This is a genomic window from Ureibacillus sp. FSL K6-0786 (assembly GCF_037965165.1).
In the GTDB taxonomy this organism is placed as follows: Bacteria; Bacillota; Bacilli; order Bacillales_A; family Planococcaceae; genus Ureibacillus; species Ureibacillus thermosphaericus.
On record NZ_CP150191.1, the window covers coordinates 2,557,529 to 2,579,893 of the forward strand.

The 22,365-nt window shown below is 36.1% G+C and carries 23 protein-coding genes and 1 other annotated feature; of the genes, 20 read left to right on the forward strand and 3 right to left on the reverse strand.

Going from position 1 to position 22,365, the window contains the following annotated elements:
• Positions 1-441: 441 nt before the first annotated feature.
• The 16 genes from NSQ18_RS12630 to NSQ18_RS12705 all read left to right on the forward strand — a co-directional run bounded on the left by NSQ18_RS12630 (position 442) and on the right by NSQ18_RS12705 (position 16,357).
• On the forward strand, positions 442-585 hold the full coding sequence (locus NSQ18_RS12630) for a hypothetical protein (protein WP_172597779.1): 144 nt from the start codon (positions 442-444) through the stop codon (positions 583-585).
• Positions 586-780: 195 nt separating this feature from the next.
• Positions 781-1,749 (forward strand): FtsH protease activity modulator HflK, encoded by a 969-nt coding sequence (gene hflK, locus NSQ18_RS12635; RefSeq protein WP_016837136.1) that lies wholly within the window; start codon positions 781-783, stop codon positions 1,747-1,749.
• Complete coding sequence (locus NSQ18_RS12640) at positions 1,746-2,795, forward strand: protease modulator HflC (RefSeq protein WP_016837137.1); 1,050 nt, start codon at positions 1,746-1,748, stop codon at positions 2,793-2,795. The genes hflK and NSQ18_RS12640 overlap by 4 nt, the downstream gene beginning before the upstream one ends.
• Positions 2,796-2,907: 112 nt before the next feature.
• Positions 2,908-3,330 (forward strand): hypothetical protein, encoded by a 423-nt coding sequence (locus tag NSQ18_RS12645; RefSeq protein ID WP_016837138.1) that lies wholly within the window; start codon positions 2,908-2,910, stop codon positions 3,328-3,330.
• Between the two features lie 133 nt (positions 3,331-3,463).
• Complete coding sequence (gene polA / locus NSQ18_RS12650) at positions 3,464-6,091, forward strand: DNA polymerase I (RefSeq protein WP_168412068.1); 2,628 nt, start codon at positions 3,464-3,466, stop codon at positions 6,089-6,091.
• Between the two features lie 15 nt (positions 6,092-6,106).
• Complete coding sequence (gene mutM / locus NSQ18_RS12655) at positions 6,107-6,979, forward strand: bifunctional DNA-formamidopyrimidine glycosylase/DNA-(apurinic or apyrimidinic site) lyase (protein ID WP_016837140.1); 873 nt, start codon at positions 6,107-6,109, stop codon at positions 6,977-6,979.
• 13 nt (positions 6,980-6,992) lie between these two features.
• Positions 6,993-7,589, forward strand: coding sequence for a dephospho-CoA kinase (gene coaE, locus NSQ18_RS12660; protein WP_016837141.1), 597 nt, complete (start codon positions 6,993-6,995; stop codon positions 7,587-7,589).
• Positions 7,590-7,876: 287 nt separating this feature from the next.
• Positions 7,877-8,896 (forward strand): glyceraldehyde-3-phosphate dehydrogenase, encoded by a 1,020-nt coding sequence (locus tag NSQ18_RS12665; RefSeq protein ID WP_016837142.1) that lies wholly within the window; start codon positions 7,877-7,879, stop codon positions 8,894-8,896.
• A 318-nt stretch (positions 8,897-9,214) separates the two neighbouring features.
• Complete coding sequence (gene nrdR / locus NSQ18_RS12670; protein ID WP_016837143.1) at positions 9,215-9,679, forward strand: transcriptional regulator NrdR; 465 nt, start codon at positions 9,215-9,217, stop codon at positions 9,677-9,679.
• A 19-nt stretch (positions 9,680-9,698) separates the two neighbouring features.
• Positions 9,699-11,069 carry a DnaD domain protein gene (locus NSQ18_RS12675; protein WP_339288265.1) on the forward strand — a complete coding sequence of 457 codons (1,371 nt, stop codon included), beginning with the start codon at positions 9,699-9,701 and terminating at the stop codon, positions 11,067-11,069.
• 10 nt (positions 11,070-11,079) lie between these two features.
• Entirely contained in the window at positions 11,080-12,015 is a 936-nt protein-coding gene (gene dnaI / locus NSQ18_RS12680; RefSeq protein WP_026018972.1) for a primosomal protein DnaI, read from the forward strand.
• A 413-nt stretch (positions 12,016-12,428) separates the two neighbouring features.
• On the forward strand, positions 12,429-14,360 hold the full coding sequence (gene thrS / locus NSQ18_RS12685; RefSeq protein ID WP_016837146.1) for a threonine--tRNA ligase: 1,932 nt from the start codon (positions 12,429-12,431) through the stop codon (positions 14,358-14,360).
• 248 nt (positions 14,361-14,608) lie between these two features.
• Positions 14,609-14,755, forward strand: a sequence feature (ribosomal protein L20 leader region).
• A 92-nt stretch (positions 14,756-14,847) separates the two neighbouring features.
• Positions 14,848-15,351: a translation initiation factor IF-3 gene (gene infC / locus NSQ18_RS12690; RefSeq protein ID WP_016837147.1), complete on the forward strand. Its 504-nt coding sequence runs from the start codon at positions 14,848-14,850 to the stop codon at positions 15,349-15,351.
• Positions 15,352-15,383: 32 nt separating this feature from the next.
• Positions 15,384-15,584 (forward strand): 50S ribosomal protein L35, encoded by a 201-nt coding sequence (rpmI, locus tag NSQ18_RS12695; protein WP_016837148.1) that lies wholly within the window; start codon positions 15,384-15,386, stop codon positions 15,582-15,584.
• Between the two features lie 53 nt (positions 15,585-15,637).
• On the forward strand, positions 15,638-15,997 hold the full coding sequence (rplT, locus tag NSQ18_RS12700) for a 50S ribosomal protein L20 (protein ID WP_016837149.1): 360 nt from the start codon (positions 15,638-15,640) through the stop codon (positions 15,995-15,997).
• A gap of 90 nt (positions 15,998-16,087) precedes the next feature.
• Complete coding sequence (locus NSQ18_RS12705; RefSeq protein ID WP_016837150.1) at positions 16,088-16,357, forward strand: DUF1294 domain-containing protein; 270 nt, start codon at positions 16,088-16,090, stop codon at positions 16,355-16,357.
• 187 nt (positions 16,358-16,544) lie between these two features.
• On the opposite strand, the gene NSQ18_RS12710 is transcribed toward NSQ18_RS12705, so the two are convergent.
• Positions 16,545-16,928, reverse strand: a complete 384-nt coding sequence (locus NSQ18_RS12710) for a hypothetical protein (RefSeq protein ID WP_016837151.1) — start codon at positions 16,926-16,928, stop codon at positions 16,545-16,547.
• Positions 16,929-17,020: 92 nt separating this feature from the next.
• On the opposite strand from NSQ18_RS12710, the gene NSQ18_RS12715 reads away from it, so the two are divergent.
• The 3 genes from NSQ18_RS12715 (at position 17,021) to argF (ending at position 19,858) form a co-directional block, all read left to right on the forward strand.
• Positions 17,021-17,503, forward strand: a complete 483-nt coding sequence (locus NSQ18_RS12715) for a dUTP diphosphatase (protein WP_016837153.1) — start codon at positions 17,021-17,023, stop codon at positions 17,501-17,503.
• Positions 17,504-17,514: 11 nt separating this feature from the next.
• Positions 17,515-18,603 carry a M42 family metallopeptidase gene (locus NSQ18_RS12720; protein WP_026018973.1) on the forward strand — a complete coding sequence of 363 codons (1,089 nt, stop codon included), beginning with the start codon at positions 17,515-17,517 and terminating at the stop codon, positions 18,601-18,603.
• Between the two features lie 289 nt (positions 18,604-18,892).
• The gene (argF, locus tag NSQ18_RS12725) at positions 18,893-19,858 is read left to right on the forward strand and encodes an ornithine carbamoyltransferase (protein WP_016837158.1); all 966 of its coding nucleotides are present in this window, start codon (positions 18,893-18,895) and stop codon (positions 19,856-19,858) included.
• Between the two features lie 415 nt (positions 19,859-20,273).
• On the opposite strand, the gene NSQ18_RS12730 is transcribed toward argF, so the two are convergent.
• Positions 20,274-21,386, reverse strand: coding sequence for an S-layer homology domain-containing protein (locus NSQ18_RS12730; RefSeq protein ID WP_168412066.1), 1,113 nt, complete (start codon positions 21,384-21,386; stop codon positions 20,274-20,276).
• A gap of 198 nt (positions 21,387-21,584) precedes the next feature.
• On the opposite strand from NSQ18_RS12730, the gene NSQ18_RS12735 reads away from it, so the two are divergent.
• Positions 21,585-22,007, forward strand: a complete 423-nt coding sequence (locus tag NSQ18_RS12735) for a MarR family winged helix-turn-helix transcriptional regulator (RefSeq protein WP_016837162.1) — start codon at positions 21,585-21,587, stop codon at positions 22,005-22,007.
• Positions 22,008-22,039: 32 nt separating this feature from the next.
• Here NSQ18_RS12735 and sspI read toward each other — a convergent pair whose 3' ends face one another.
• Positions 22,040-22,249: a small acid-soluble spore protein SspI gene (sspI, locus tag NSQ18_RS12740; RefSeq protein ID WP_016837164.1), complete on the reverse strand. Its 210-nt coding sequence runs from the start codon at positions 22,247-22,249 to the stop codon at positions 22,040-22,042.
• Positions 22,250-22,365 lie beyond the last annotated feature (116 nt).

The window sequence follows — 22,365 nt, forward strand, 5'->3', positions numbered from 1 at the left end:
TAGGCGGCTTTTTATTTTAGTGCGCCTGGCATGGGTGTAATCTATAGGGTGTAAGTCCCGAACTGTGAAGGCAGAAGTAACAGTTAGCTTAACGCAAGGGTGTCCGTGGTGACGCGGAATCTGAAGGAAGCGAGCGGCAAACTTCCGGTCTGAGGAACACGAACTTCATATAAGGCTAGGTATCATTGGATGAGTTTGCTAAACAAAACAAAGTCCTTTCTGCCAAAGGTGGTACAGAGTAAATGAAGCAGATAGATGGAAGGAAAGATTACATTCTTACCCGGGGAGGTCTGGCGGATATGTGAAGTACGCTTCATAACCTACTTAGTGATAAGTAGCTGAACCGTCAGAAGTCAGCAGAGGTCATAGTATTAGTTGGTTTAGAACTACTAAGAAGGACCGAACAATTAAGAGAGAATAGCCCTTGGCATTCAGTGAGTCATGATGAACACAGAAAACGTAGTACCTCACTTGAGGAAGGAAGCGGTGAATCCCGTGGGAGACCTCTTGGAGGGTGGAGTGACCACTGGCATAAAGAGAACAGCTATTCACGGAAGTTATAAAGACTTGCGTCAATCATCTTAATTGAACCGCCGTATACGGAACCGTACGTACGGTGGTGTGAGAGGACGGGAGTTAATCGCTCCCTCCTACTCGATTAACTTATATTAATAATAAGACAATAATTTTATTAATTTTTTTCATTTATGTGAAACTTTATTTGTAAATGTTACGTAAATTAGCTAACGTAATTTTAGAAAAGAAAGAGAGGGAGAGATTATGAGTGTAAAAAGAGCGTTGCTTACAACAGGGCTAGCAATTATTTCAATTATAGGTATTATTGCGATATTTACTACTTGGTATACGGTCGATGAATCAGAGCAAGCCGTTGTTATCACGTTTGGACAAGCAACAGAAACCATTACAGATGCCGGTTTGCATTTTAAATTGCCATGGCCAGTACAAAAAGTAGAAATTCTTTCGAAAGAAACATACAGCTTACAGTTCGGTTATAAGACGACAAAAGATGGAGAAATAGTAACAAAAGATAGCGAAACGAAAATGATTACTGGGGATGAAAATATTGTGCTCACCGATTTAGTTGTGCAATATAAGATTTCTGATCCAGTGAAGTATTTATTCCAATCCGAAGACCCTAAACAGCTTCTACATCATGCTACTTCAAGTGCGATTCGTTCCATTATTGGAAGTTCAACAATTGATGAAGCATTGACGGATGGACGTGCAGATATCGAGCAAAAAACAAGGGACTTACTAGTATCTGTCATGGAAGATTACGATATCGGCGTGACGATCTTGGCAGTGAAACTACAAGACGTCGAATTGCCGAATGCGGAGGTTCGTGCTGCCTTCACAGCTGTAACGGATGCCCGCGAAACGAAAAATACTAAAATTAACGAAGCAAAAAAATATGAAAACCAAAAAATTAGCGAAGCTCAAGGGGAAAAAGATGCAATCATTTCCCGTGCCGAAGGGGAAAAAATAGCACGTATTCAACAGGCGGAAGGGGACGTAGCCCTTTTCAATAAACTTTATAATGCATATGTTGGTAACCGAGAAATTACACGCCAACGACTTGTGTTAGAAACATTAGAGGAAGTATTACCGGGTGCGCAAATTTACATTATGAACGATAACGGAGAAACATTAAAATATTTGCCGCTACAACCTCAAACTGTACAACAAAATACAGAAAAAGAGCGTAAAGAAGGAGGCGGTAGTCAATGAGCAACAATTACTATGACGGGGATTTAGAAAAGTTCATCCGCAACCTTTTTGGAAAGAAAAATAAGGAAAAGAAAAATAAAGAAGCGAACCATATTCCAAATGTTGAAATCATTAATAAAAAGCCATCATTTAATCCGAAAAAATATGGAAAGCTAGCAATCATACTTACCGTAATAGTAGCAGTCATTGCAATTTTATTAGCAAATTTATATATTGTGAAAGAGAATGAATATAAAGTCGTTCGCCAATTTGGTGAAGTCATTAAATATCAGGATCAGCCGGGACTTTATATGAAAATTCCATTTATTCAAAGTGTCACTACATTACCGAAAAACTTAATGATCCATAACATGTCTGAAGAAGAAATCAATACGTTGGATAAAAAACGAATCATTATTGACAACTATGCGGTTTGGCGTGTGACAGATCCAAAATCTTTAATTACGAATGCGAGATCCTTAGTCAATGCAGAAGCGCGCATGGAAGAGTTCATTTATTCGGTGTTGCGCACGGAACTTGGACAAATCAATTACGATGATATTATTAATGATGAAAATTCTGATCGGGGCAGCCTTTCAGAAAAAATTACAACGAAAGTAAACGAATTATTGCAAACGGACAACTATGGAATAGAAGTTGTAGACGTTCGCATTCGCCGTACTGACTTACCAGAGGAAAACGAAGAGTCTGTTTATAAACGAATGATTTCTGATCGAGAATCGATCGCTCAAAAGTATTTATCTGAAGGGGATGCAGAAAAAAATCGTATCGTGGCAAATACCGATCGACGAGTGCAAGAAATGATTTCGACAGCCAAAAAAGAAGCTGCTTTGATTATCGCTGAAGGGGAAGCAGAAGCTGCAAGAATCTATAACGAAGCTTTCTCAAAAGATCCGGAATTTTATCAATTATATCGGACATTAGAAACTTATAAGAAAACGATTGGTGATGATACAGTTATTATTATTCCTTCAGATTCACCTTACGCCAAAATATTATCGGGCTACATTGAAAATAATGAGTTAGTAAATGGATTAAATGAATAATGGATTAGGGAAATTTTATTCCTTTGAGTGTATTAGCAATAATTACAACTTTATCAACCTATTAGCCTCATTATATAATACTATACAGTAATAATAGAATTGAGGCGAAAGGATGTACCGTTTAAATAAATGGATTCAAAACACATTGCTTGCTGTAATGATGGCATGCAGTATGACAGCATTATATTTTTCAACACCTTACGCTTTATTAAAAATTAAATTATTTCATATCCCTGTTTTATTTATCATTATCTTCATCTTCTCTATCATTATTGCGGAAGATGTTCGAAATAGTTTTAAGAAAGTGTTCCGTTTTAACAATCGTGATAATAAACGCTCCATCTGGCAAGTGGGAGTTGGCATGATCTTTTACTTTACTCAAGTAGGGATTGTGGAAGTATTTTTCCGTTCTTGGATGGAGCCTGAATTAGGTGGCATGCCCCTTTATCTTGTGATTGCCTTCTTGAATGCCTTTATCATGACAGTTATTTATGAAGAAATATTTTATTTCGAAGAAATGAATCAAACGAATTAAAATGATCGCAAACTAAATAAAAGTTAAGAAAAAAACACGTATTTGTCGTATTTCGGCAAATACGTGTTTTATAATGGGATTAACTGTGTAAAAGTAATGGAAGATGATTTATACGTTGAAGGAGTGCAAATGAGTGGGGAAAGAGAAATTATTATTACTAGATGGAAATAGTTTAGCCTACCGAGCATTTTTTGCATTACCCCTATTATCGAATGATAATGGGATTCATACAAATGCGGTTTATGGCTTTACAACGATGCTTCAAAAAATTTTAGAAGAAGAACAACCGACGAAGATGCTCGTTGCATTTGATGCTGGAAAAACGACGTTCCGCCATCAAACTTTTGAAGAATATAAAGGCGGGCGTCAAAAAACGCCGCCGGAATTATCTGAACAATTTCCGTATTTACAAAAGTTAATTGACGCTTATCGCATCAAAAGATACGAACTAGAAATGTATGAAGCCGATGACATCATTGGTACGCTAGCTCGACAAGCGGAAAAGGAAAACATCGATGTTGTCATTGTTTCGGGTGATAAGGACTTAACACAACTCGCTACAGAGAAAGTAAAGGTTTATGTTACTCGAAAAGGAATGACAGATATTGAACAATATACACCAGAACATATTCAGGAAAAATATGGACTATCTCCAATACAAATTATCGATATGAAAGGTCTTATGGGAGATGCATCTGATAATATTCCGGGAGTTCCTGGCATTGGAGAAAAGACGGCTATTAAATTGTTAAAGGAATATGGAACAATCGAAAATTTATATGAACAAATCGATGAAATGAAACAATCAAAAATGAAAGAAAAGCTTATCGCAAATGAAGAGCAAGCGAAAATGAGCAAACAATTGGCGACAATTAATACAAATGCACCAATTGAAATTTCTCTTAATGATTTAAATTATCCAGGTCCAGATCAGGAAGCGGTTCTTGAAGTATGGAAAGAGTTACAATTTAAATCGTTAATCGAAAAATCAGATTTTGAAATTGAAGAAAAAGAAACAGCTACCCTTTCATTTAAAATCGTTCGTGAAATTGCGGAAGATCTTTTTACTGATACGATGGCTGTTCATGTTGAGCTGGAAAATGAGCATTATCATACATGTAATATATTAGGTTTTGGCTTTACAGATGGTTCAAATACCTTTTTCGTTCCAACAGAAGTTTTGCAAAAGAGCGAAAGATTAAAATCTTACTTTGAAGATGAAACGAAGAAAAAATATATGTCGGATTTAAAAGCTGCGCAATGTATATTAAAACGTCATGGCATCAATTTGCGAGGCGTGGAATTCGACTTGCTACTTGCATCTTATATTGTCAATCCTGCCATTTCAGGTGATGATGTAGCCACATTGGCAAAGGAATTTGGCTATACAGATGTGCGTTCCAACGAAGCTGTTTACGGAAAAGGGGCAAAATGGGCATTACCAAGTGAAGAAGTTCTTGCTGAACATGTTTGCCGAAAAGCATTTGCGATTTGGAGCTGTAAGGAACGGGTATCAAATAAGTTAAAAGAAAATGAACAGTTTGATTTGTACCATGATTTAGAATTACCTTTGGCTGTTATTTTAGGAAAGATGGAAAGCGAAGGAATTAAAGTTAATATTTCTACCCTTGAAACTATGGGACAAGAATTAGAAGATAAAATCGCGAAGCTTGAAACAGAAATTTATGAGTTGGCTGGTGAAACATTTAATATTAATTCACCAAAGCAGTTGGGAGTAATTTTATTCGAAAAATTAGGATTGCCGGTCATAAAGAAAACGAAAACAGGTTACTCCACGGCAGCGGATGTACTTGAAAAACTAAAGTCGGAACATCAAATTGTTCAGTTGATTTTAGAATATAGAACTCTTGCGAAATTACAATCCACTTATATTGAAGGATTAATCAAAGAAGTTCATCCAAAAGACAGCAAAGTTCATACTCGTTTTATGCAAGCATTAACATCAACAGGAAGGCTTTCTTCTACAGATCCGAACTTGCAAAACATACCGATTCGTTTAGAAGAGGGAAGAAAAATACGGAAAGCATTCGTACCTTCCCATGATGGATGGCTGCTATTTAGCGCCGATTACTCACAAATTGAATTGCGCGTGCTTGCACATATGTCGAAGGATAAAAATTTAGTGGAAGCTTTCAATCAAGGGATGGATATTCACACACGAACAGCAATGGAAGTATTTCATGTATCCCAAGACGACGTTACTTCTAATATGCGAAGAGCGGCAAAAGCGGTTAACTTCGGAATTATTTATGGAATCAGCGATTATGGACTATCCCAAAACCTCGATATTTCAAGAAAAGAAGCTGGAGAATTTATCGAAAAGTATTTTGAAAGTTTTCCAGGGGTAAAAGAATATATGGATAACATCGTGCAAGAAGCAAAATTGAAAGGTTATGTAACAACGATCTTAAACCGCCGACGTTATTTACCTGATATTACGAGCAAAAACTTTAATTTAAGAAGTTTTGCAGAGCGCACAGCAATGAATACGCCAATTCAAGGTAGTGCGGCAGATATCATTAAAAAGGCGATGCTTGATATTGATGCAAGATTGAATTCAGAAGGATTACAAGCGAAACTGCTTTTGCAAGTACATGATGAATTGATTTTTGAAGCACCGAAAGAAGAAATAGAAAAGTTAGAAAAAATTGTACCAGAAGTGATGGAAAGTGCCATTTTACTTGATGTGCCATTAAAAGTGGACATCTCTTATGGTGAAACATGGTACGATGCAAAATAATAAGGAAGTGAAGACATGCCTGAATTACCAGAAGTGGAAGGTGTTGTTCGGGCGCTATCCCCGAAAATAGAAGGTAAGACAATTTTAGAAGTTGCCCTATCTAAAACGGTTTGTGATGCTCATCAACAAGGAAAACAATGCATAGTGAAAAATATGGAGCCAAGGGAATTTGAAGAACAGATGCGCGGCATGACAATCAAAAAGGTGCTTCGCCGCGCCAAATATATCTTTATTGATTTAGAAAAAAATAATACACCATATCTTTTCGTTAATCATTTAGGAATGACTGGTGCTTGGTTTATTGTTCAGAACGAAAATGAAATTTTAGAAGAAAAGTTTCGAAATCATATTCATGCCACATTTCAACTATCTACTGGTGAGTTGCTCATATTTTCAGATATTCGTAGATTTGGCGAATTGAGATTGCTAAATACAATTGATGAGCACCCACCTCTTTTACAAATGGCTCCTGAACCTTTTGATGAAATTGCATTAAACTACTTTTTAGAAAAATGTGAGCTTACTAAATATAAAAACAAACCGATAAAGGAAGTCATTATGGATGGGCAAGTGATTTCCGGCTGCGGCAATATTTATGCAACGGAAGCGCTTTTTCGAGTAGGCATACATCCTGCGAGAAAGGCTGGGCGAATCAGTATAATGCGGAAAATCGCATTATTTGAAGAGATTCAGAAAATTTTACTTGAAAGTATTGAAAGGGGAGGCTCAACAATCTCTGATTATCGCAATATCAATGGCGAAGCAGGCGGGATGCAGCATCGATTGAAAATGTATGGTAAAAAGGTTTGTCCAGCATGTAATGCAAGTACGAAATCGATGATTATCGGAGGAAGAACAAGCGTTTATTGTCCAAAATGTCAACGTTAAAAGGGTGTTATATATGATTATTGGTTTAACTGGAAGTATCGCAAGTGGAAAAAGTACAGTAAGCAACATGTTAAAAGAATATGGATTGCCAATAGTTGATGCAGATGTGGTGGCTCGTCTCGTAGTGGAGCCTGGCAGCGAAACGTTAAAGAGAATTGTTGAAGCTTTTGGAGAAGAGGTACTAACAGAGACGGGAGAATTAAATAGGCAAAAGCTAGGATCCATTATCTTCAATGATGAAGAAAAACGTCAAACGTTAAATGGCATTATTCATCCTGCTATTCGGAAAGAAATGTTGCGACAGCGGGATGAATATATCGCTAATGGTGAAAAAACCGTCATTATGGACATTCCATTATTATTTGAAAGTAAACTTCAACATTTTGTTGATAAAATTTTAGTCGTGACGGTATCGGAAGATGTACAATTGGAAAGATTAATGAAAAGAAATCAATTAACTGCGGAAGATGCAAAAGCCCGCATTCGTTCTCAGCTGCCATTAGCAGTGAAGGAACAAGGAGCCGATGCGGTTATAAATAATAATGGAACAATTGAAGAGACGCGAAAACAATTAGAGCATATATTGAAAGAATGGGGAGTTCTTTCTTAAGCTTTACATCGATTGATGATCAAATTATTGATTTCTAAACATTGTGTGAAGTGAATTTTTTCCATTTCATTCACGTAATGAAAACAGCAATCGATGGAAAAGTTAGACTTTAAGCGGTAATTTTAAACAATTTTCTCATAGTAATACCATTTTCCCTTTAATCATTTATTTTTCTGAAAATAATAACTTTTTTATTATTAGAATTATTGGTACACCTTTTATAATAATGTGCTATACTAATTGAGAAATAGTAAACATAATTGAAGTAAAACGGGAGGCTTATATTAATGACAGTTTCTATTGCAATTAACGGCTTTGGACGAATTGGCCGCATGGTGTTCCGACAAGCGATTGTTCAAGAGGATTTAAATATAGTGGCAGTTAATGCTAGCTATCCTGCAAAAACATTAGCACATATGGTTAAGTATGACACAATTCATGGACATTTTGATGGAACTGTAGAGTATGAGGAAGATGCTTTAATCGTCAACGGTAAACGTGTTCAATTAATTGCTGAACGCGATCCTGCAAAATTACCGTGGAAAGAACTTGGAGTAGACTTAGTTATCGAAGCAACAGGTAAATTCAATGATCGCGAAAAAGCAGCTCTTCATTTAGAAGCAGGTGCAAAAAAAGTAATTTTAACAGCGCCAGGTAAAAACGAAGACGTAACAATTGTAATGGGTGTTAATGATGATGTATTAGACGTGTCAAAACACCACATCATTTCAAATGCATCTTGTACAACAAACTGCTTAGCTCCGGTTGTAAAAGTGTTGCATGAACAATTTGGTATTGAAAACGGTTTAATGACAACAGTTCACGCATATACAAATGACCAAAAAAATCTAGACAACATGCATAAAGATTTACGCCGTGCTCGTGCATGTGGTCAAAGCATTATTCCAACTACGACTGGTGCAGCAAAAGCATTAAGTAAAGTAATTCCTGAAATGGAAGGAAAAATCCATGGTTTAGCTCTTCGTGTACCAACTCCAAATGTTTCATTAGTAGACTTAGTAGTCGACTTAAAACAAGATGTAACAGCTGAACAAGTAAACGAAGCTTTCAGAAAAGCAAGTGAAGGTTCATTAAAAGGTATCCTAAACTATAGCGAAGAACCACTTGTATCTGTTGATTACAATACAACAACATATTCATCTACTATTGATGCACAATTAACAATGGTAATGGGTACAAGAAAAGTTAAAGTAATGGCTTGGTACGATAATGAATGGGGTTACTCTGCACGCGTAGTTGATTTAACGAAAAAAGTTGTAAAAGCACTTGAAGCGGTAACTGCATAATAAATAGTTGATAAAGTGTAGACATCGTCTGACAACGACTTTGTCTACACTTTTTTATATAATCTGTAGTTATGTAATATCACTTGTAAAAATAATCTTTCATTACTATTTATATACAAAACTCCCGAAAAATATGCATTGAAAGTGCTAGCAATCATTCTAATGAAATTCATTATAAATAACCTCGATTTTTGGTTGGAAGTATATTAAAATGAAAACCTATCATCTTCTATTAGAGATTATGTACTAGGAAAAGTGTTACTTCCTATGTTTATTTGATATAATAATGATAAATATACTAGACAGGGAGAAATTTTTATGAGATGTCCAAGTTGTTATTACAATGGAACGCGTGTCATAGATTCCAGACCCGTTGATGATAATAAAGAGATACGTAGACGTCGTGAATGCGAATCTTGCGGTTTCCGATTCACAACTTTTGAAAAAATAGAAGAAACGCCATTAATTGTAGTGAAAAAAGATGGGTCCAGGGAAGAATTTAGCCGAGAAAAAGTGTTAAGAGGGCTAATTCGCGCTTGCGAAAAACGTCCAGTATCATTAGAACAACTTGAACAAATCGTCTTTTCTATTGAAAAAGAATTAAGAAGACTAGGAAATTCGGAAGTAAGTTCTGTAGATGTTGGTGAAATGGTAATGGATGAGCTTGCAAAGGTGGATGAAGTGGCTTATGTTCGTTTTGCATCTGTTTACAGACAATTCAAAGATATTAATGTATTTATGCAAGAGTTAACAGAATTATTGAATCGACAGCCAAAAAAGTAGTTATAGGGGGAAAGCAAAATTGGTTCATTTATATAAAGAGCTTCAACCGAAGGATCATTTTGACATTATTCTCCCTCATTCTCTATCTTCCTATGAACGACAACTATTAACGCTTTTCTATCAGCCACTTACTGGTCCGGAACCCATTAGCTTATATTTAACTTTATGGGCAGAAGGTGAAGATGCTCATAGGGAAACTTTAAATCATTATTATTTAATGAATGTGTTAGATATGCCGATTGGTAAAGTGTTTCAAGCCCGTATTTCATTAGAAGCAATCGGTTTATTAAGAACATATCGAAAAGAAGAAGGAGAAAATCGTTTCTTTATATATGAATTAGTGCGTCCTCTTGATGCAGAGACATTTTTTCAAGATCCGTTATTATCAATGTTTCTTTTCAGTAAAATTGGAGAACAAGCATACCGTAAACTTCGGAAACGATTCATCAAGCGAATGAACATGGATTCTTTTAAAGAAGTATCAAGAACATTTATGGATGTGTACAAACCCATTCATACGAATGTTCCCCAAGAATTCATCGAACCCAACCTAGAAACAAAAAATCGCAATTATCCATTCTATTATGAACAATTTGATTTTGCTTTATTGCAAGCTGGGTTATCGGAACAATTGATTCCTACCAGTGTATTTACAATTGAAGTAAAAGAATGGATTGCAAAGATAGCCTTCCTCTATCAATTCTCTCCACTTGATATGCAGAAGGTTGTTATTTTAGCGATTGATGATGAAATGCGAATTTCGTTAGATAGATTAAAAAAAGCTGCATCAGATTATTATAAATTAACGATTTCTAAAGAAGTGCCGAAACTTGAAAAAACTTTTGAAATGAAACCGCAAGAAATACAAAATCAGCCTTTAACGAAAGAACAAGAGTTAATTGATTACCTTGAAACGACCCCACCCGTTCAAGTGTTAAGAGACATTAATAACGGAAAAGAGCCAGTACCATCTTCTGTCGAAATAGCAGAAGATTTAATATTGAAACATGGCATGCCCGTCGGAGTTGTCAATGTATTGCTTGAATATGTTATGCTAACTACAGACATGAAATTACCACGCAAATATGTTGAACGAATTGCGGACCATTGGATGAGGAAAAATGTTCGAACGGCGAAGGAAGCAATGGAACTTGCTCGCACAGAACGGGATCAATATAATAAGTGGAAGCAAGAAAACGAAGAGAAAAAGTCTTCTGCTTTAAACTATAGAAAACAGCCATACAGAAATATAAGGGAAGAAAAGATACCAGAATGGTTCTATAAACGAAACGAACCTCGGAAAGAGGAAGAACAGTCCACAAAACAAAAAATTAACTTTGAAGAAGAACGTAAAAAAATATTGCAAAAACTTGGAGTTGTAGACGGGTAGGTGACCAACCATCGAATCGATCAAAAAATCTTTAAATAAAGTGCAAATTCCATCCTTTCAAGAGAGATACAATGCCATCCGAAATCAAATTTTAGAACATCCGAACGTTCAAAAATTTTTAGCAGAACATGATGATGTGGTTAATAAAGAGATGGTTGAACGCAGTTTAGCAAAGCTATATGAATATATTAGCCAAACGAGCGAATGTTGCAACTGCGGTTCGACAGAAAAATGCACTAATTATTTAAAAGGGTTTGTTCCAAAACTGTATATCACTCAAAATTCCATAGATGTTGAATATGAACGATGCAAACAAAAAATCATTGAGGATGAACGCAGAGAAATTGAATCGATGATTTCAAGCATGTACATGCCAAAAGATGTATTATCTGCAACATTGAAAGATTTAGAAATTGATGATGAATCGCGGGTTGAAATACTTAATTATGCAGCTGATTTTGTTGCTCATATCAAAAATTCAGGGGAATTACCGAAAAAAGGGTTTTACTTGTATGGAGAGTTTGGTGTTGGGAAATCCTTTGTACTAGGTGCGATTGCCAACGAACTCGCAAGTTTAAAAGTCCCGTCAGTTCTTGTATTTGTACCTGAATTTTTAAGGGAATTAAAAAATTCCATCCACGATCAAACACTTCAGGAGAAAGTGGATTATGTGAAACAAGCTCCAGTGTTGATGCTCGATGATATTGGTGCGGAATCATTAACAAGCTGGGCGAGGGATGAAATCTTAGGATCCATTTTACATTATCGAATGAGTGAGCAACTACCAACCTTTATTACATCGAATTTAGATTATAAACAATTGGAAATTCATCTAGCAGAAACTTCTCGTGGTGAGATGGATGTAGTGAAAGCGGCAAGAATTATGGAGCGAATTAAAGCCGTGACGTTTCCTATTCGAATGACAGGAAGAAATAGGAGACTTTAAAAAGCTTTGTCTATTTCGATAGTTGCATTTCTAAAAAACTCAGCGTATACTTTCATTATGATGATGAAAAATATTTTGCGGTGAAGAGGACACGAAGTTTGTGAAACGGCTTATAGAGAGGGAAACCTAGGCTGGAAGTTTCCTAGTACGACGCAACACTTTACTACCTCGGAGCATTAGCGGGGAACAATCCGCTAACGTTTTCGGTACGTTACACCGACCTAGAGCTTCGTCTGAAATTTTATTTCGGAAGGAAGAAGGGTGGAACCACGAGCGATCGCGTCGTCCCTTTATTGGGATGGCGTTTTTTTATTTTAGGTTTCAACTGTTTAGCTTTATTAATTTTTGATTTCTATGAATACAGAATAGCTAAAAATTTTGCATCAAAAAATATAGTAAAGGAGAATTTGAGTATGTCTGAAGTGATTCAATTAACATTTCCAGACGGTGCTGTAAAGGAGTTTCCTAAAGGAACTTCTACTGATGATGTGGCAGCTTCCATCAGCCCAGGATTACGTAAAAAAGCGTTAGCAGGTAAAATCAATGGTAAGTTATTAGATTTAAAAACACCAATTGAGGAAGATGGTGCAATTGAAATCATTACACCAGAACATGAAGATGCATTAGAAATATTGCGCCACTCTACTGCTCATTTAACAGCTCAAGCAGTAAAACGTTTATTCCCTGGTGTGAAACTTGGGATTGGTCCTGTAATTGAAGGTGGGTTTTACTACGATATCGACTCACCAACACCAATTTCTGCAGATGATCTTCCAAAAATAGAAAAAGAAATGAAAAAAATCATTTCTGAAAACCTTGAGATCGTACGTAAAAACGTTACTCGCGAAGAAGCTCGCAAAATTTATGAAGAAATCGGCGATGAATATAAATTGGAATTACTTGATGCGATTCCAGAAGGGGAACAAGTCTCTATATACTATCAAGGGGAATTTTTCGATCTTTGCCGTGGAGTACACGTTCCATCTACAGGCAAATTAAAAGAGTTTAAATTGCTTTCTTTAGCTGGAGCATATTGGCGTGGCGATTCTAACAACAAAATGCTTCAACGTATTTACGGCACAGCATTTTTCAATAAAGAAGATTTAAAACAACACTTACAAATGCTTGAAGAGGCAAGAGAACGAGATCACCGTAAAATTGGTAAGGAACTTGAGCTATTTACTTTATCTCAAACTGTAGGTCAAGGGTTACCAATTTGGTTGCCAAATGGGGCAACAATTCGTCGTATCATCGAACGCTATATTGTTGATAAAGAAATCAGTCTTGGATATCAACATGTATATACTCCAGTGCTAGGTTCTAAAAGTTTATATGAAACATCTGGACATTGGCATCACTATTCTGAAGATATGTTCCCTCCAATGGAAATGGATAACGAAACACTTGTGCTTCGTCCAATGAACTGTCCACACCATATGATGGTGTACAAGAACAGCATGCACTCTTACCGTGAGTTGCCGATTCGAATTGCCGAACTTGGTATGATGCACCGTTATGAAGCATCTGGTGGTTTATCTGGATTACAACGTGTGCGCGGAATGACGTTGAATGATGCCCATATCTTCGTTCGTCCAGACCAAATTAAAGATGAGTTTAAACGAGTAGTTAACTTAATTTTAGATGTTTATAAAGATTTCGATATTAAAGATTATCGTTTCCGCTTATCTTACCGTGATCCAGAAGATACAGAAAAGTATTATGACGACGATGAAATGTGGGAACGTGCTCAAAGCATGTTAAAAGAAGCAATGGATGACCTAGGCCTTGAATATTTTGAAGCGGAAGGCGAAGCGGCATTCTATGGTCCTAAATTGGACGTACAAGTTAAAACTGCTATTGGTAAAGAAGAAACATTATCAACTGTGCAACTTGACTTCTTGCAACCAGAGCGCTTTGATTTAACATATATCGGAGAAGATGGAGAAAAACATCGTCCAGTTGTAATTCATCGTGGTATTGTATCGACAATGGAACGCTTTGTTGCATTCTTAATTGAAGAGTATAAAGGTGCGTTCCCAACTTGGTTGGCACCAGTTCAAGCAGTAGTGATACCTGTATCAAACGAAGTGCATTTTGATTATGCAAAACAAGTGGAAGAAACACTTCGTAAAGCTGGTATTCGCGTAGAATTGGATGTTCGTGAAGAAAAGTTAGGATATAAAATCCGTGAAGCACAAATGAAGAAAATCCCTTACATGTTGGTATTAGGAGATAAAGAAGTGGAAGCGAATGCGGTAAATATTCGCAGATATGGATCTAAAGATTCCGAAACAGTTTCATTCGAACAATTCCTTGAAGATATCAAAAAGGACGCAAGAGTGTAAACGGGATACAAAAATGATTTGTATTTTTGATTAGTGTGGAAGATGCCCGGAGCTTAGCAAAGGGCATCTTGATTTTTTAAAATACTTTAGTTTATAATTCTAATCATTGCACGATAGCTAGTATTCGTTAAAGAATTTTAGATTTTAAAGTTTTCTATTTTTTTTCTTTCAAAGGAATGTATTGATAAAAAACTTGACATTCTAAAATATGAATGTTACGATAACAAAGGTTAAGAATACAAGTTTGTGGTTGAAAGTAGAGGCTGCCCGCTTCTCACCTGTTTCGACGCTTCAAGCAGTTGGCAGGTTTGGAATACATGAAAAATGAATACGCTCTTTTTGCGTATTTTTCGGCGGGCGGACATCTTCTGAAATGTCCGTCTTTTTTTATGGACATAACAGAATCAACAGCGACGTTCAACCAGGGATGTTTCCAAACCGTGTATTCGCGACACAACCTTGGAGGTGGATTTTTATTAGCAAAGACATGTACGTCAACGAAGGGATACGTGCACGTGAACTTCGTGTAATTGATCAAAACGGTGAACAATTAGGAATTAAATCCCGTAATGAAGCGTTAGAAATGGCTGCTCGTGTAAACTTGGATCTTGTCCTAGTAGCACCACAAGCGAAGCCACCTGTCGCTCGTATTATGGACTATGGCAAGTTTAAATTTGAGCAGCAAAAGAAAGAGCGCGAGATTCGCAAAAATCAAAAAGTCATCCACATGAAAGAGGTACGTTTAAGCCCAACAATTGATGAGCATGACTTCCAAACAAAACTTCGAAACGCAATCAAGTTCCTTCAAAAAGGAGATAAAGTAAAATGTACGTTGCGTTTCAAAGGTCGCGCAATTACGCATACAGATATTGGTCAGCGGGTATTAGATCGTTTTGCTGAAGAATGTGCAGAATATGCAACAGTAGAACAAAAGCCGAAATTAGAAGGCCGAAGCATGTTTTTAGTACTTGCACCAAAAAATGAAAAATAATGATTACGAAATAAGGTTTAGGAGGAAATACTATGCCAAAAATGAAAACTCATCGTGGCGCTGCTAAGCGTTTCAAAAGAACGGGTACAGGTAAATTTAAATTTGACCGTGCTTACGGTAGCCACTTAGCTGCAAACAAAACGACAAAACAAAAACGTCAACTGCGTAAAGCTAAAGTGATGACTGCAGGTGACTACAAACGCATTAAAACTTTACTTGCGTACAAAAAATAATTGAACGTTATATAAAAATTTAATTTACGAGAGAATAGCAGGAGGTAATTAATATGCCACGCGTAAAAGGTGGAACAGTAACGCGCAAGCGTCGTAAAAAAGTATTAAAATTAGCTAAAGGTTATTTCGGTTCAAAACACACTTTATATAGAACAGCAAATCAAGCGGTAATGAAATCCGGTTTATACGCATACCGTGACCGCCGTCAGAAAAAACGCGATTTCCGTAAATTATGGATTACTCGTATCAACGCAGCTGCTCGTCAAAACGGCCTTTCTTACAGCCGTTTAATGTACGGTTTAAAACAAGCTGGTATCGAAGTAAACCGCAAAATGTTAGCTGACTTGGCAGTAAACGATGCACAAGCGTTTGCTCAACTTGCTGAAGAAGCGAAAAAAGCAATTGCGAAATAAGAAATTGACTCATTTTTTCACGAATTTAAACAACAACTTTAAAGGCTGGTAGGACATCCTATCAGTCTTTTTCTATTAGGAGAAGCGCATATGAATGAAATTCTTATTGTTTACATGATGATTCTATCAGCGATTTGTTTTACATTGATGGGGATTGATAAATCAAAAGCGAGAAAAAAGAAGTGGCGTATTTCAGAAAGAACATTATTGTTCGTTGCAATCATCGGTGGTGCTTGTGGTGGGCTAATCGGGATGTATCTATTCCGCCATAAAACGAAACACTCAGTATTTGCATTTGGATTGCCATTTTTGTCTGCAATACAGATTATATTAATCATGTATATAAATCGTTCATTCTAATTTGATGGAGTATGTTGTGATGATCCACTTCGCTCTTTAAAGAATTAAACGGCTTAAGCCCATAAAGATTTAGAGCTCAAGCCGCTTATTTTTCAAATGATTCACTCAACAGAGAGTTTACTAATATTATTTGGACAAGCCCCCTGTCCATCAACGAACAATTAAAACATTATTTAGAGGATGATTATTATTCTTCTTTCATCAATTTTTCAATAGGATTTTTCCAATTGATTTTCGCTTTAGGATAATTCATTAAAATTTCCTTCTCTAAAAATTTGAAATCATCTTTCGTCATACCGTGAAGTTTCATTGGATCATGCACCCAGACGAAAATCGAAACAACTTCAAAGGCATCTTCGGTTGTCCCTAAATATTTTTCACCTTCAAATAATGCCCCTTTATAAGAAATAAAGAAGTTTTTTCGTACATTTTTTACATCGTCATAAAAATAATATTGCCCCTTTTCATAGGCTTCATCTAATTTCCTTTTTGGATCTGTTAAGTAGCGAACAGCTTTATAAAATAAATAGATAATGAGGACAATAACTATAATGCGCAAAAGAAAACCCATAAAAGTTCCCCCTTGTATAAAAGGTATCATATCCTATACGATTAGGATAGATATATAGTTTCATTTTTTATAGAAAATGAGGGATAAAATTAATGGAATTTAAAGAACTGTTTAATATGCAAGCACAACTGGATTCATTTATTCAAAAAAATCAGCAAATCAACCGTGATGTGTTTTTAGAAAAAGGATTGGCGCTAACAATTGAACTAGCAGAGTTAGCAAATGAAACTCGCTGTTTTAAATATTGGAGCACGAAAGGACCTTCTGAACGAGAAGTGATATTAGAGGAATTTGTAGATTCTATTCATTTTCTGCTTTCATTAGGAAATGAGAAAGGCTATCGATTAGATGCTTGGCCGGAAATTAAGAAAAAGGAAAACTTAACGACGTGGTTTTTACAAACACAAGATGTAATATTATCATTTATTCATAATCCGACAGAGGATAATTACTTGCAAGTGTGGAAATATTATGGAGTGCTTGCCTATAATTTAGGTTTCACATTGGATGATATTATCCAAGCATACATTGCTAAAAACGAGAAAAATTACGAGCGGCAACGCAATGGATATTAAGGAGGATATTCATAATGAATTTGGATCAAACTCTGCAAATGTTGAAAGATTTGACTGATGCAAACGGCATCCCAGGAAATGAAAAAGCGCCGAGAGCAGTAATGAAAAAATATATCGAACCGTTTGCTGATAAGATTGAGTATGACAATTTAGGAAGCTTAATTGCTGAAAAATGTGGCGATGAAAAAGGCCCAAAAATTATGATTGCCGGTCACCTAGATGAAGTCGGCTTCATGGTGTCTCAAATTGATGAAAAGGGGTTTATTAAATTTCAAACTGTAGGCGGCTGGTGGGCTCATGTTATGCTTTCTCAGCGGGTAACGATTACAACTCGTTCAGGAGAAGAAATCATTGGCGTAATCGGTTCAAAACCGCCACATATCCTGCCTCAAGAACAAAGAAAGAAAACTGTAGATATAAAAGACATGTTTATCGATGTTGGTGCATCTTCAAAAGAGGAAGCGGAAAGCTGGGGAATACGACCTGGTGACATGATTACTCCTTATTTTGAATTCAATGTGATGAAAAACGAAAAATTGTTACTCGCAAAAGCTTGGGATAACCGAATTGGCTGTGCCATTGCCATCGAAGTGTTGAAACGATTACAAAATGAAAAACATCCAAATATCGTGTATGGTGTCGGCAATGTACAAGAAGAAGTAGGTTTAAGAGGTGCGAAAACGTCCACGTTTAAAATCCAACCGGATATTGGCTTTGCAGTAGATGTTGGAATTGCTGGTGATACGCCGGGGATTACTGCAAAAGAATCGACATCGAAGCTAGGAGCAGGGCCACAAATCGTTATTTACGATGCTTCGATGGTATCGCATAAAGGATTACGGGATTTTGTAATAGATGTTGCAGAAGAAAACAAGATTCCATATCAATTTGAAACGATGCCTGGTGGTGGAACGGATGGTGGTTCTATTCATTTAACTGGAAGTGGCGTACCAACCCTTTCCATTGGCGTTGCTACTCGTTATATTCATTCCCATGCATCCATTTTGCATCGGGATGATTTTGAAAATGCAGTAAAATTAATGGTCGAAATTGTAAAGCGGCTTGATTGGGATGCGGTGAATAAAATTAAATTTGATTGAGAGGATTAAACATCCTCTCTTTTTTTATTGGCATTTAGAACGCTTGAAGTTATCTTTATGCATAACATATACTATTATGAATAGAATGGAATGGACATCATTTTAATTTGTACGCATAAATATTAATTAAAATCAAAAATAAACTCGTTTTAGTTGAATTTTTATTCGTTTTGATTGAATATTCCTTCGATTGACAAAAAGATTAAAATATAATAAAAATACACTTGATTTAATAAATATGCAATTGTATAATGAATACAACCAAACGTTAAAGGAGCGGTAAGAATCAATGAAACTGTTGGAAGAAGTGCAGCTAAAGCCCGTTTCTAGTTTAAAGGGCAAAGATTTATTGACGCTGCTTGATTATACAAGTGAAGAAGTGCAAGAACTAATTAGTCTTGCAATAAAAATGAAAAAGGTAACGAAAAACGGAAGATGTCCAAAACTATTAGATGGAAAAATAATCGGAATGATTTTTGAGAAGAATTCAACTCGTACTCGTATTTCCTTTGAAGTAGGAATGCATCAATTGGGTGGAAAAGCGATTTTCTTACATGCAAGAGATATGCAACTTGGTCGTGGTGAACCAATTTCTGATACTGGCCTTGTGCTTTCAGGATATTTAGATGGCATTATGATACGTGCAAATTCCCATAAGATGGTAGAGGAGTTAGCTGAATACTCTACAATTCCTGTGATTAATGGATTAACGGATCTTTATCATCCATGTCAAGCATTGGCAGATATTGAAACAATCGTTGAAAATAAAGGAAAATTAAAAGGTTTAAAAACAGCTTATGTTGGCGATGGAAATAATGTTGCCCATTCGCTGGTAGTTGCAGCTGCCCATGTTGGAATGGATATTGTGGTTGCAACTCCTAAAGGGTATGAGCCAGATGAAATCATCATGAAGAAGGCTCAAGCGATTGCAGAGAAAAATGGCAGCACGGTTGTCGTAACAAATGATCCAATTGAAGCTGTGAAAGATGCAGATGTAATCTATACAGATGTATGGACTAGTATGGGGCAGGAAGAGGAAGCGGCTCAGAGATTAATAGACTTTAAAGGTTATCAAATCAATGAGGAACTTGTTGCTCATGCAAAACCTGACTTTATGTTCTTACATTGTTTGCCAGCTCATCGCGAAGAAGAAGTGGCAACATCAGTAATCGATGGACCAAATTCATACGTCTTCGAGCAAGCAGAAAACCGATTACACGCACAAAAAGCAGTGCTATTATCTCTATTAGCATAATAAGAACAGAAGAAAATATGTTGTAGCTCTGCCCCGAAAGCGCAAGCGGTAGGGGCAAGCAGAAAACCGACTCCATGCCCAAAAAGCAGTGCTATTATCTCTATTAGCATAAAAAGAACAGAAGAAAATATGTTGTAGCTCTGCCCCGAAAGCGCAAGCGGCAGGGGCAAGCAGAAAACCGATTACACGCACAAAAAGCAGTATTGTTATCTCTTTTAGCATAATGAAAATAGAAGAGAATCTGCTATAGCTCTGCCCCGAAAGCGGCAGAGGAAACTTTTATCTCTACTACTATGCAGATTAAAACATGTTTTCACTCGATGTGGATTTCTAGGTGGAATGAAGCATCGATATAAATAAAAGATACAAGGCAATCCGGGAGGCGCTGGATTGCCTTTTTACATGAAGGAATATTTTATTTAGAAGACCGTTTCTTTAAATCAATTAATTGATAAACAATCGCATTTGTTTGCAAATCTTTCGTACAAATGTGGCCTAATTCTTTCGAATAATAATATTGGTAACCATCGGAACTAACAATTTCCATTACAGGATGAAAGGTTCCAGCAGGTGTTGTGATTTTTTCCGACATGCTGGTTACGACATAGGTTACTGGTTGATACTCATCCTTAAATGAATAAGACCAACTCGTTCCAAGTTTTACTGGATACGGAATATGAAAATCTGTGATAATTTCTTCATTTTCTAAGTAACCAGTAAAAGTGAAGCCTTTTTTATCGATGCGATTTACATAATGGATGTATTGATTGTTTTCGTCGGAAACTTGCCACCAATCCCCTAGTTCGTCAGATGAAAGATACGAAAAATATTCTCGAGCGGTATAGCCCTCATTTAATTCATATATGTACTGGTACTGTTTATTGTACCCAAATCCACTTGAAACAGGAATAAAATCAGGTTCAATAATCCGAGACATAAAAGTGGAAAAGTGAGCGCGAGTAAGAGGTTGAGAAGGCTTAAAAGTGCCATCTTCGAATCCCGTTGTAATGTTATTTGCAGCTAATATTTTGATTGCTTGATAGAATGTATGGTTTTTGGAAACATCTTTAAACTCTTGGTTTGTTGTACCTTTTAAATGAAATGCATTAACTAATACTTGAGCCATTTCACCGCGCGTAATGGGTTCAAAGGGTCTAAAAGTATCTCCTTTTGGAAAAATTCCTTCATCCACGACTGCTGCGATGGCCTTATAAGTAACTTCATCGATTTTTCCTAAATCTTGAAATCCTGGAGCTGGTCGATTCTCTACATTAAGATTTAATGCTCTTGTAATCATTAATGCAACTTGGGAATTTGTAACATTGTTAGAAGGTTTAAAGGTTTGATCTTGATAACCTTTAATAATTCCTGAATCCGCAAGAAATTCAATTTCGAATATTGACGGATGGCTTTCAGGAACATCTTTAAAAGTAGCAGCATCTCCATGATTTACTTTTACGCAAAAAATTAACATACAAATGATAAAACTACTCCATAGCCATTGTTTCCAATTGTAATGTACTCCCACTTCACTTTCCCTCCTTCAATACTAGTTTGGATAAACTTATGAAATAATGATATTTTTACTAATTCTCATACTAGTATAAACGCTCTCTTTTTTTTGGTAAATGACGAATTAGAACTATTCAGGTATGATAGTAGTATTAACAATTGAATAATAAATTCATTATTGATATAGTTGCTAGTCTACAAAGGGGTGAGATGATTGAATGATCATAAGGGAGAATTGTTGTTTGATTTAATTAATGGGAAATGGATGTTATTGAAAAAAATAAAGAAAGGAAAATGGCAAGATATTAGTGATATTTACATAACAAATTCAGAATTTGCTATTTTATCAATAGTTTATAAGGATAAGCCATTAATTTCTCATGTAGCGAAACAAGTTCATTTTACAAGGCAAGCAACCCATAAATTTATCAAACAATTAGAGCAAAAAGGTTTGGTGGAAACGAATAAAGCGAACTTGAGAGATAAATATATTGAACTGACACCTTCGGGAGAAGCTTGCTATGAAAAATATATCGCTTTAAAAAAAGAATTGGAGAATATCATTGCAGAACATATAGGGGAAGAACAACTAAAAAGCTTGAAGGAAATTTTAAAAATGGAATGGGGGTTATATTAAATAAGGGCATGGAGAATCCATTCTCCAGCCCTTTAATTTTGAAATGCTTTTGATAATGTTTCGGTAAACTTTGCATGCTCTTCTTCAGTAGAAGTTTGCCACCACTTTTCTAAAAAGACACCAAGTCCTGGAAGTAGGTGCTCATCTCCTCGAGCGATTGCATCTTGAATTGTTTCCTGAAAATCTTGTGGGTTGTCTCCTTTAACATTTGCTGTAATGGCTTCTCTTATTTGAAAGTTCATACCATTCGCCTCCTCGAGTAGTAGTTTGTTACCACTCGATGAAATTATGCGTCATTTTCAATAACTCCTTGGAGAAACTTTTTTGGAGTAAAGTTCTTCTTAGCGCAACTTGCGTA